Source organism: Oleiphilus sp. HI0066, from assembly GCF_001635725.1.
The window spans coordinates 1-976 of record NZ_LWFH01000739.1; the positions used below are offsets into that span (position 1 = coordinate 1).

1 protein-coding gene and 1 pseudogene are annotated in these 976 nt (G+C 42.5%); one reads left to right on the forward strand and one right to left on the reverse strand.

Annotated elements, in window-relative coordinates:
* Window positions 1-218 (reverse strand): annotated as a pseudogene (locus tag A3738_RS09015) (twitching motility protein PilT); the annotation flags it as partial.
* Between the two features lie 167 nt (window positions 219-385).
* Between A3738_RS09015 and A3738_RS09020 the strand changes: the two are divergent.
* The coding region (locus A3738_RS09020; RefSeq protein WP_068763548.1) for a YggS family pyridoxal phosphate-dependent enzyme at window positions 386-976 on the forward strand (591 nt) is incomplete at its 3' end.

Consider the following 976-nt stretch of genomic DNA (forward strand, 5'->3'; position numbering starts at 1 on the left):
AATGAAAAGTCGGTTTCTAAGAATTCTTCAAAATCTTTACGCTGCTTGTCATTCATAATGTCGTAAATCAGGCGATGCACTTCTTTGTGTTCCATCGCTGGTAGATTGATACGACGTACATCGCCATCAACACGAATCATGGGTGGTAAGCCTGATGACAAATGTAAATCTGATGCGCCTTGCTTCGCAGAGAAGGCGAGCAGTTCGGTAATATCCATGAGAACCCTCTATAGGACTAGATTTTCACTAGAGTAAAAATCTCATCTTGTTAAACTTATTGAGATAATTAGTTGTTGCCCATACGGCTCAGAAATGTTCTAAGCCTTGATAGGTATGGCTTTCAGAGAACTTAACCCCTAACACCACTATCTTATTGATTAGCATAATGTTTAGCATAGCAGACAAGCTCCAGAGCGTTAGTTTAAGAATACAAAAAGCAACAATTCGGGCTGAGAGAGAAAGTGGCTCGGTTCAGTTACTCGCTGTGAGCAAGAAACATACAGCTAAGTCGGTGATCGAAGCCTATGAACAAGGGCAACGATTATTTGGGGAAAATTACCTGAGTGAAGCCCTTGAGAAGCAAGAAGAGATCTTGTCATTAGCACCTGAAAAAGCAGGCAGCATTGAATGGCATTTTATTGGTCCGATTCAATCGAATAAAACACGTCCCATCGCTGAAAGCTTCGCGTGGGTGCATGGTGTCGACCGCCTAAAAGTGGCAACACGATTGAACGATCAAAGACCAGAAACATCGGAAGCGCTTAATGTATGTATTCAAGTGAATATCGATCAAGAGGAAACGAAGTCTGGAATCTCTCTTGATGAATTGGATGCATTAGCCGAGCAGATTTCGGGTATGGATAAATTATGTTTGCGCGGAATTATGGCGATTCCGAGTGCAAGTGCCGATAACGAGCAATTAGCGAAAAGCATGCACGCTTTACATCAAGCAAAAGATCGGCTCGCTGCACGTTAT